The sequence below is a fragment of the Gemmiger formicilis genome (assembly GCF_018784445.1).
GTDB lineage: Bacteria > Bacillota > Clostridia > Oscillospirales > Ruminococcaceae > Gemmiger.
Window position 1 is genome coordinate 75,943 of the sequence record NZ_WQOH01000008.1, and the last position, 10,051, is coordinate 85,993.

A 10,051-nucleotide genomic window follows, 5' to 3' on the forward strand; every position below is an offset into this window, starting at 1 on the left:
ACCGTGCCGGGGCAAAATGTCCCGGAAAATTTTCTCGGCCATACGGTGGGATTCCGCATAGCCCGTTGGATAGGTTTGCATTGGTTTTACACCTCTGTTTTCCATCCCGTTTAAAGCAAAATGATGGGCAGCAGGCGCTTGGGGTCCTGCTGCCCACGATTTGCCCTAAACGGCAAAAATAGATAGTTAAGTAAGTGTGCCACATTTGCCGCCCGCACCCCTGACACCGGGAACACAACAGGCAGGGTGTTGGCACACCCGTTCACTGACTCCGCCGGAGTCTTACTGCTTACAACTCCGGCTCGGTCACCCCCTCTGACGCGGGAGGCTGCTGGCGTATCATTGTACTCTCTCCCACCGCAATTCTGGTTTGCCAAACCGCCCACTGGGGCTTGCTGGGAAAGAAAAGTACCTGTTATGCTGGATATTTGATTGTCAAGGTACAGGAAAGCTCACTTACGAATGCTTTCTGGCGAATACATCAAGGATACTTTGAAGAATTTGTTGTGTCTCTATTGGTTGTAAGGGGATGATTTTTCGTAAGGTCATCTCTTGTGTCTGGGTTAAATATCTGCGCCTACTGCGCGGCTCGTATGTAATGTAAACGCCGCCATATCTTCCCGGCATAGTTATAATAGAGTACTTTCCTTTCATCCGACTTAAATCCTCATAGATTGTCCGAGTGCTGACGCCTAATTCGCATGCCAAATTAGGAACTGTTTCATAATTGCGTTGAAAAACAATATCCCAAATAGCCGCTTGGCGCTCATCCGGACTCATTTTCTTCCCTCCTTTTTTCGCCTAAATTCAGTATAGCTTCATACCCTGAAGCTTTTCTTCAAGTTTAGCGATTTAAAGCATTAGCTTTTTTCAAGATGTAATCTCTTTAAGACTGTTGCATAAAGGAGCGTACAATGGAGTCATTAAAGTGTCTGATACAAAGCACCACTGCACAAATCTTCGCCGAAAAGCGCAAAAGCGTCCAACCCACAACAAGGTCAGACGCTCCCCCGAAACGGTCTTGCGAAATATTGCAGAAGTCTCAGCGAAAAGTCGTCAATAAGAGTTGATCTTTCTTAATAAAACATAATGCCTTTTTCTACTTTGCTTCTCGTTTCTTTCCCCAATGTATTTAGATTCGGATGTTCCGCTTGTTTCTAAAAAAGAGAACCCCCATTCAGATACTTTTCTGCACCTGAATGAGGGTTCTCTCCATTCTTATAGGTTATTTTTCTATTGGAATAATTCGATCATTGCTCTCGGTGTAGTTGCCGCCGTCCATATGGTTGCGGACAAATGGCATACCGTCCCGAACATAGAATATCATGGACGGCACATATCTGCGAAGTTCGTTATTGCTTTTCATCGTCGCTTGTTTGCTCCCCTGTTTTCCGTAGTACACCGACTGCCGGGCCAATGCAAAGCCCCACAGCAACGCCCAACATCATGCCAAGACCGATGTCGTCTACGATGATTCCAATGAGTACGCCAAGGCTCAGCCCGATGGCAAGGCTGCTGCCGCTGCAGTTGGATGGAACCGCCTCTTTTTGTGTTTGATTGTCCGGAGCGCTTTTATCTGGTTTCATTGTCAATTTCCTCCGGGATAGATTTTCTCTGCTGCTGGGCAGCATTCGGCAAACGAAATACCAAAATCGCCTTGGCAGAATTTGTGACCGAAAACGTCATCAACTCCCATCCCTCCTGTGCGCGTTCATTCGCTGTTCTTTCAATAGCTGCCGCCATTTCCGTTGCCTTGGGTGCATAGTCGATCACGATTGTCTTGTAGGTCATGCTAGTCACCTCGATTCACAGAATTTCCTCAACCACACAAAAACTGTTGTGTTTTTATATTCGTAACTAAGCGTAGCAGACGACTGAAAAAAGTGCAACCACATTCTCGTAAAGCATCGATAAAGCATCAGTAAAATACGCAATGAGCCTCTGTCGATACCCGGTTTGAGTGTCGGCAGAGGCTTTTCGATTTCACAACACCTTAGCGCCATTGGCAGTCAATTTGAAAGTCGCATCCAACAGTTCCGCTGCACCACGGCACATCAGCATACGTCCCAGAAATATCTCAAAATACTCATACATGGAACAGATTCCCGTGTCCAGTTGAAGATTCAAAGAAATCACGCGCTTTTCGGCGTTGATTTTCAAAATCTGGTCCGTGACCGCGTAGTTCACTCGATCATGAATGTCAAAGGTTGCTTTCGGTTTTTGACGCACACGGCTGCGGCGCACATCGGTTTTGTCAGCAATGATAAGTGCAGCGGATATGGCATCTACGGCACCGCCGGTAGATTCATCGTGGTTCGCTATCGCTGAAACAACCGTAATGCGATCCTGTGTAGAAAGGTCACTGCTGCGTAAAATCTCATTGGCAAGCAAGCTGCCATACTCGGCATGATGGGTACGGTTGATGGCATTGCCGATGTCGTGCATATACCCTGCAATTTTTGCCAATTCAATGTCGTGAGCATCATAATTGAATTTTCTCAAAATATGCCCTGCCGTTTCCGCAACATAGGTACAATGCGCCTTTGAGTGGTCTGTGAATCCAAGCAATCCCAGATTCTTGTTGCCCTTATCCAATAAGGCGTTGACTTCTTCGTTTGCACGTATTTCTTTGTATATCATAGTGTTTCCATTCCAATCATTTGATGGTGATTCTGCGGGGGGATGCAAAATTCGGACTGTGATAGCGCAGCACCTGCGAAAAATTGTTCTTTTCTGCCAATACCCTGCATTGCGTTTCATTCAGATGCACCGGATAGCGCCAAAATTCCATTTTCTTTTCGGCCAGCAGTGCAGAGCTGAAACTTCCTGCATCCGGTGTGCCAGTCATTATGCCTATTGCGCCTTGTTCTAGCAGTTCTTTCGCACGCTCCCCCGCTGCGCCGCGCAGCTGCGGGTCGCTCAGGAAAACAACGCCCTCATTTTCCGCTACATCCGGCCGCACACTGCGGAGTATTCGCTGCGGTAACGGTTTATACCACTTTCTGTCAACAAGAGCTATCTCTGTCTGCTTGCAAAAATGTGCGTCTCCATACATCGGAACATAGGGTACTCTAGCATTTCCTGCGGAGTCATATTGGCGAGCAGTTTACTGCGGTCCAGGGAGAGCGGGGACCAATACAATCTATTGTCCTGCACCCTGCAAAACTGGATCCAGCACTGTTTGCGAAACTGCACCCGACCCTGTATCAGCGGCAGGGCCGCGGAGGCCGCGCCGGCTCCAACAAACTGGGGCGGCAGTCCCTGCTCTGTCACAATGGTTGCCTCATGACTGTGTCCGCAAAGGATCCCATCAACCGGATGATCTTGCAAGAGCCGAATCAGTCGGTCCGGTGTGTCAAGGTTGTTGGCATCAGATTCCGCTGTAGTCGTTCCGTATACCGGGTGGTGCAGTGCGAGGATCGTTGGGCTGTCTGTGGGCTTGCTCAGCTCCTGCTCCAGCCACGCAAGTTGGCTGCCGGACAATCGGCCAATAACCTGCCCGCAGGAGGAATCCAGTACGATCCATCTGAGCCATTCGTTCTGTACACAATAGTCCAAGGGCTGATCAGAAGCATGTCCCCGAAAAGCACTGTTGAAGTTCTTACGGATATCATGGTTTCCCAATGCGGGATAAGTTTTCGTATGATACTGCTCGTCCAGCTCCTGCAGCAGGGTCTTTGCTCTGGCATAGTCAGCGGATGTACCTTCATGCACAAGATCGCCGGTAATCAGCACAAACGCGGGCCTGTGATCCCACGCAAATGCCGTCTGGTAGAGGCTCCGAAGCGCCTTCTCTGTGCAGCATATGTCTGGGGCCTCTGCATCGAAACAAAGATGTGTGTCTGTTACATGCAGAAAATAATGCGCGTTTTCCATGGTTTTTCCTCACCGTAGCAATTCCTGCAGGATTTTTCCGTCGGCTGCAGGCAGCGGCACGCCAAGCAATGCGGCAAAGGTCGGTGCCTCATCGATCATAGCGGCACTGTCGAGCCATACATTTTCCCGGAAGGAGGGGCCGACTGCCATGAAGGTAGGCTGGGGTCCTTTTTCCGGCAGATATCCGTGTGTGGCATGCCCGTACCGGAAATCGTTTCGGTCAAAGGGGCGTACCGCAGGACGGTTCCAATCTGTACTGAAGGAGGTATACCCATCCGTTTCCAGTACAAACGAAAAATCACCATCCAGCCCCATGGCCTTTGTTTCGTCCTTTGTGTAGACGGTCGTAAAGCCGTAGATGCCTTCCGCCGTCATCTTCTGCAGTACCGCATAGGTCTTGGCATAGTCCTGCACATTTGCGGGGTCTTTCAGATAGACCATGGCAGACATGGCGTTAGAGCAGCAGAACGCTGTCCAATCCCGCAGATTTCCGTTTTCATCCACCTGAATCAGACCGGCATCTGCAAAGAATACATTCGGCTTGATGACACGCGACAGATCCATCTGCCCGTGGTCACTCACAATGATTACATCCGTATCGTGCAGATGACCACTGTCCTCCAAAGCCCGCATCAACTGCCCAATCCAAAGATCAACCAGATCCAGACCATGCAGAACCTCCTCATTGAAAACGCCGTACTTATGGCGGGCATCGTCGATATTGCCGTTGTGTACCAGCATAAATTCCGGGGAATACTCACGAATGATGTCGCAGGCGCACGAAATCAGAAAATGGTCGATCTGCGGGTGGTCCATCAGGGCTACACGGCCGAGCTTGCCGCCGTTGGGGAGAAGATGCTGATTTTTCTCGATGACCTTCAGCATTTCCGGGCTGGACCCCATATTCGCGAATCCACCAAGGAGCGTTTCTCCCTCATGCGGGCACCAGTACTCATCGATCAGATAATCCACGGCCTTATGGTTACCGGTCACAGGCCAAAAGACCGCACCGGTCGTGTACCCCTGATCCTTTGCCGCCGTAATGACATCCGGCACCTTGACATTGCTTGCATCCCAGAGCCATTCGTATTCGGTACTGCCGGTCGTAAAATGCGTATTGCTGATCACGCCGTGGCTGGCCGGATAGCAGCCTGTCAGGATCGTAGTATGTGCCGGGTAGGTTACCGTCGGGTAGATGCTCCTGATATGCCGGACGCCGCAGGCGTTCTGAAAATACTTTTTGGTGTTCCGGCAGCTGCGCAGGTGTTGAAGATCCTCATACACCATCGCATCCACGGAAAAGACTAAAACTCTCTGATTCATTTTGATTTTCCTTTCCTGAAAACTGCAAAAAGGCAGGGTCTCCCCTGCCCCCTTGCTATAAGGAGAAGTCTAACACATGATTAGGAATTGGATTGGTTGTAGATGTCCAGCGCTTCCTGGATGCTGTCCTTGGCGGTCGTAATCACGGTATTGATGTCCGCCGTAGGATCGGTAGCAGCCGTTTCCATCGCAACCTTGTTTGCATCGCGCATCTCATTGGAGATGGCAACATACGGATTGGTAGCGGAAGAATCGGACTTAGCCAGAGAATCGTAGACGACCGAGATGCCGGGGAAGGTTTCCTCGCGGTAGGTCTTATAGGCAGCGCTGTCGTAAGCCTCCTGGTTCGGTGCGATATAACCGGTAGCGGAAGCGAAGTAGCCTGCCTGTTCACCGGTGGAGGCAAACTTGATGAACTCATAGGCACCCTGCATAGCTTTTTCGTTGCCATTGTCGCAGACATAGGTGCCGGTACCCGCAGCGGGCTCGCCGGTACGCTTGCCGCTTTCCGATGCAGAAGGCATTGGGATAACACCGACCTCAAAATTACCGGCTGCAGCGTCCAGAACCTTGGTCGTCATCGAAATAACACCCATCATCATAGCACAGTCACCGGAGGCCATCTGCGGAATGATCTCAGACTGATAGTCTGCTCCGTAAGGGACACAGAGCTTCTCGGCACCCATCTTCTGGTAGATGGAAAGCATGTTGTAGATGGAATCATGCACCGTCGTGTCGCTGTCATACAGGCATTCGGTGACGGGCTGGCCGTTCAGACCGTTCTCATTGTTGTAGGCCTGCACACCCTCGCGGCCGAGCGCGACATTGAACATAGCGCCGTTAGCAAAGAAGCCGATGCCGTAGGTGGCAAAGCCGCCGTCCACAATCGTTTTGCTGGCATCATACAAATCGTCAAAGCTCTGAATGCTTGCAGGATCGACCCCTGCCTTTTTCAGCAGATCCGCATTGTAGAAAATGTTCGGATAGCTGTAGCCGATGGGGTAACCGATCAGATTGCCTTGACCGTCAGAGTAGGCGCTGCGCAGTGCATCCCATGTATCATCAAGCTCCTGCCAGCCCTCGGTGTCTGCATCCACATATTTCTGCAGCGGGACGCAGAAGTCGGAATTTGCATACATAGCGACATCTTCCACTGCGCCGGAGAACATGGCCGGGAGATTTTCTTTCTCGGTAGATTGCAGCTTGGCGTTGCACTCCATCTGGTTGCCCTGATATACGATGGTCACATGGTACTGGTTCTGGCTGTTGTTGAAGTCATCAATAATGTTCTGCAGGTAGCCGATATTCTTGTCGCCAAAGTAGGTCCACCAGGTCACTTCCGTTACATCGCCGCTGGCGGCTTCAGAAGTTGCTTCCGGTGTAACTGTTTCTACGGCAGAACTAGCCGTAGGCTCTGCGGTAGAAGCAGAACCGCCACACGCAGCCAAGGACAGGGTCATTGCAGCAGCCATACCAGCTGCCAGAACTCGATGCTTTGCTTTCATTTGTTTTACTCCTTACGACATTCTTTCCCGATTGATATATTAAAAAGTACAGTTCTGTACTTTCGGCAATAAGAACTTAGCCTTTGATACCGCCCGCCGTCATGCCCTGAATGATGTAATCCTGCCCAAGGATATACACAAGGACCGACGGCAGTATTGCGATCATGGCACCTGCGAGGATCTGACCAAAGCTAATGACATCACCCGTTACAAGGAAGGCGATGCCTATTTGGATCGTGCGCATCGCATTTTCGTGCGTGACCAAAAGAGGCCAGAAGAATTGATTGTAGATCTGCACAAACAGGTAGATGGCCAGTGAGGCAAAGGTCGGAACAGCCAGCGGCATCGCTACGCGGAACAGATACCCGATTTCTCCGCAGCCGTCGATCGTTGCTGCCTCCTTATACTCTTTGGGCAGCGCCAGAAAATACTGCCGCATAAGAAAGATGGCAGTACCAGAAATGAGGGACGGCAGAACCAAGCCTGCATAGCTGTTGGTAAGGCCCATGTTCTGAATTGTAAGGTAGTTCGTTACCACGACAACCTCGCCGGGCACCATTGTGGTTGCCAACACCAGAGAGAACAACAGCTTTTTGAATGGAAATTCAAAGCAGGCAAATGCGTAGGCTGCCAGTGTAGCGAAAATCACCTGTGCAAATATAGCAATCACACAGACGATGACAGAGTTCTTAAGGTAGAGCAGCAGCGGAACCTTGGCAAAGACTGCCTGATAGTTTTCCAGCGTAAAATGCTGTGGGAGCAAGTGCAGCGGGTAGGACATCAGCTCCTGCTCCGTCTGGAACGAGAAGAACAGGCCGATAATCAGGGGCGAGATAAAGACCAGCCCCAAAGCCAGTTTTACAGCGAAACCCGCTGCCTCTGCCGCGCGTTTTTTTGTTTTTGCCGCACTTACTGGTAATGCACGAACTTTTTTTCGAGCGCGAACTGCAGGCTTGTAAAGAGCAGAATCAGACCGAACAGAAAGATTGCTTGTACACATGCTGTTTCGTACCTTCCGTTAATAATCGCATTTTCGTAAATATAGTAGATAAGGTTCTTGGTTGCATTGGCAGGTCCACCGCCGGTCAGCAATTTGATCTGTGCGAAGCTGCGGAAAGAGATCGCAATATTCAAGAACAGAACGAAGAATATCTGCGGGGATGCCATTGGCAGCATAACATGCCAGATCCTTGCCCAAACACCGGCACCGTCCAGATAGGCACTTTCGATCAGATCCTGCGGCACAGCCCGGAAACCAACCAGCAAAAAAATGTAGCTGATACCCACATTCATCCAGATCGTCATAATGCAGACAGCCCACATGGCATAGGGCATCTCTGTCGTCCAGCCGATATTCGCGCCGCCCAACAGGCTGTTGATCACACCGTTCTTCTGCCGGAAGATAAACAGGAAGATTGCTGCTGCAGGAGAAGATGCTATTGCCATCGGCAGTGCATACATCGTCTGGTACAGCTTTCCGCCTTTTTTCTTCTGCGAGGACAAGAGCGCAAAGAAAATTGCAAGGCCGAAGGTGAACACCAGATTGATCCCTGCAATCTCCAAGGTGATTGCAATGACCTTCCAAAAGGTTTCTTTGGAGAGAACTCGCACCCAGTTTGAGATACCGGCCCATTTTGTGGGATTACCGCGCTTATCCGTAAGAAAGAAGGAGAGCGCGATTGTCTTTAAAAAAGGGTAGAATGTAAACATGCTGAACAGCAGCATGGAGGGTAAAATCAAAAGATATGGCAGAAATTTATTTTTCCGCTGTATCCTGTGCATAGCCTTCGTCATCGTGTTTGCCTCACTATTTCATTGAAGAAATGTAATTACATCTCCGTGTTCCGTTGTAATTTCTTTCTTCGCCCGTATAATATCACCCCCTTCCCCATATTGCAATAGAATTTCCCGCGATTTAGCGGTAACATAACATAGTCTTTACAAAGACATCCCTTTGTCATTTTTCTGCAATGTGTTCAGCAAAACACCCACTCAGAATTGACATTCGCTGCAATCACACCTATACTAGAGAATAACGAAACAATGTATCTTATACACAGCATCAGGAGGAGTTATCCTATGACACTGGCGGAGCTTTCCAAGAAAATCGGTGTGTCCACTGCGACCATCTCGCGCGTCCTCAACGATGACGGCAGTGTCTCTGCAGCTACAAAAGAGAAGATCCTCCATGACCTCGAGGCGTATGGATACCAGAAGCGCCCGCGGCGCAAATCTTCTCTCATCCAGAACTCCGACACGGCGCTCGCCCTTATCGGCAAACTGACAAATCCTATCGCGGTCGCTTTTTTGAACGGCATCCATGAAAGCCTACAGGCCAAAGGCAAACGGCTGCTTATCTCCGTTACCGATTATGATGGCGTGCAGGAGCTGGACGCTTTGCAATATGCCAATCGGAATGGCTATTGCGGCGTTTTTCTCCTGAATGCGGTGGAGAACCCGGCCCTCATCTCCCTACTGCAGGATTATCCGCTGCCCGTAGTCCTTGTAAACCGTTACCTCAAGGCCTTAGATCTGGATGTTGTGACCGTTGACAATTATCGCTGCGGGTATCTGGCCACGACCTATCTGCAGCAAAAGGGGCATACCAAAATTGCCCATATAGCAGGCCCGGAAAGCTCCATTACCTGCCAGAATCGCTGCCGCGGTTATATGGATGCCATGCGCGATGCAAACCTGCCCTGTGATTGTGTATATCGCGGGGATAGAACCTATAAGAGCGGCTATGAGATCGGCACAAAGATTGCTACTCTGCCAAGAGAACAGCTATATACGGCCATCTACTGTGTAAATGGTTCCATGGCTGCTGGTCTGCAGGATGCGTTCCGTCAGGCAGACATCTGCGTACCCGATGACATCAGCTTGATCTGCAACGATACGGTCAACGAGACCCTTCCGGGATACCTGCACCTAACAAGCGTGGATCAGGAGCCGCAGGTAATGGGTTCTGCCGCTGTGGATCTTCTGTTTGAGCGGATCAACGACCCCCAACAGCCCCCGCACCAGATCCTGTATTCCCCTGCTCTACAGGAATGCGGAAGTGTAAAGCAGTTAATCGAGTACAATGCCACTTGACCACAGACGGCAACTTTGCAACAGGCAGGGCCTCGGCTGGTGCCGACCGACAATGCGCAGAAATATCGCCTGTTTGAATTCATCACAAACGGAGAAAGAATTTGGATGTGTTAGACTCCTGTGCGTCGCGGATTTTTCTGAATCGGTAAACAACAACAATCCCCAAGGTAGCTCATGAAGTGACCCCCAAAAGTTAGACAATATTTTGAAGTAAAAATTGTTCAAGCAGCCGAAAGGGCTTGCTGTCTGTGAAT

Annotated in this window: 12 protein-coding genes; 1 reads left to right on the forward strand and 11 read right to left on the reverse strand. The window is 50.1% G+C overall.

What is annotated here, in order from left to right:
* Window positions 1-456 precede the first annotated feature (456 nt).
* The 11 genes from GPK89_RS03715 to GPK89_RS03765 all read right to left on the reverse strand — a co-directional run bounded on the left by GPK89_RS03715 (window position 457) and on the right by GPK89_RS03765 (window position 8,498).
* Window positions 457-780, reverse strand: coding sequence for an HTH domain-containing protein (locus GPK89_RS03715; protein WP_215691640.1), 324 nt, complete (start codon window positions 778-780; stop codon window positions 457-459).
* Between the two features lie 445 nt (window positions 781-1,225).
* Window positions 1,226-1,366, reverse strand: coding sequence for a hypothetical protein (locus GPK89_RS03720; RefSeq protein WP_215691641.1), 141 nt, complete (start codon window positions 1,364-1,366; stop codon window positions 1,226-1,228).
* The gene (locus tag GPK89_RS03725) at window positions 1,353-1,586 is read right to left on the reverse strand and encodes a hypothetical protein (protein WP_215691642.1); all 234 of its coding nucleotides are present in this window, start codon (window positions 1,584-1,586) and stop codon (window positions 1,353-1,355) included. Before GPK89_RS03725 ends, GPK89_RS03720 begins: the two co-directional genes overlap by 14 nt.
* Window positions 1,573-1,791, reverse strand: coding sequence for a hypothetical protein (locus tag GPK89_RS03730; protein ID WP_215691643.1), 219 nt, complete (start codon window positions 1,789-1,791; stop codon window positions 1,573-1,575). Before GPK89_RS03730 ends, GPK89_RS03725 begins: the two co-directional genes overlap by 14 nt.
* A 192-nt stretch (window positions 1,792-1,983) precedes the next feature.
* Window positions 1,984-2,640 carry an HD domain-containing protein gene (locus GPK89_RS03735; protein WP_215691644.1) on the reverse strand — a complete coding sequence of 219 codons (657 nt, stop codon included), beginning with the start codon at window positions 2,638-2,640 and terminating at the stop codon, window positions 1,984-1,986.
* A gap of 16 nt (window positions 2,641-2,656) precedes the next feature.
* A complete protein-coding gene (locus tag GPK89_RS03740; RefSeq protein WP_215691645.1) occupies window positions 2,657-3,055 on the reverse strand; it encodes a hypothetical protein in 399 nt (132 codons plus the stop codon).
* A complete protein-coding gene (locus GPK89_RS03745) occupies window positions 3,016-3,876 on the reverse strand; it encodes a metallophosphoesterase family protein (protein ID WP_215691646.1) in 861 nt (286 codons plus the stop codon). The genes GPK89_RS03740 and GPK89_RS03745 overlap by 40 nt, the downstream gene beginning before the upstream one ends.
* Before the next feature lie 9 nt (window positions 3,877-3,885).
* A complete protein-coding gene (locus GPK89_RS03750; RefSeq protein WP_215691647.1) occupies window positions 3,886-5,199 on the reverse strand; it encodes an alkaline phosphatase family protein in 1,314 nt (437 codons plus the stop codon).
* A gap of 80 nt (window positions 5,200-5,279) precedes the next feature.
* Complete coding sequence (locus tag GPK89_RS03755; protein ID WP_215691648.1) at window positions 5,280-6,704, reverse strand: extracellular solute-binding protein; 1,425 nt, start codon at window positions 6,702-6,704, stop codon at window positions 5,280-5,282.
* Between the two features lie 76 nt (window positions 6,705-6,780).
* Window positions 6,781-7,704 carry a carbohydrate ABC transporter permease gene (locus tag GPK89_RS03760; RefSeq protein ID WP_215691649.1) on the reverse strand — a complete coding sequence of 308 codons (924 nt, stop codon included), beginning with the start codon at window positions 7,702-7,704 and terminating at the stop codon, window positions 6,781-6,783.
* Window positions 7,614-8,498, reverse strand: a complete 885-nt coding sequence (locus tag GPK89_RS03765; protein WP_215691650.1) for a carbohydrate ABC transporter permease — start codon at window positions 8,496-8,498, stop codon at window positions 7,614-7,616. Before GPK89_RS03765 ends, GPK89_RS03760 begins: the two co-directional genes overlap by 91 nt.
* Window positions 8,499-8,783: 285 nt before the next feature.
* On the opposite strand from GPK89_RS03765, the gene GPK89_RS03770 reads away from it, so the two are divergent.
* Window positions 8,784-9,797: a LacI family DNA-binding transcriptional regulator gene (locus GPK89_RS03770; RefSeq protein WP_215691651.1), complete on the forward strand. Its 1,014-nt coding sequence runs from the start codon at window positions 8,784-8,786 to the stop codon at window positions 9,795-9,797.
* Window positions 9,798-10,051 lie beyond the last annotated feature (254 nt).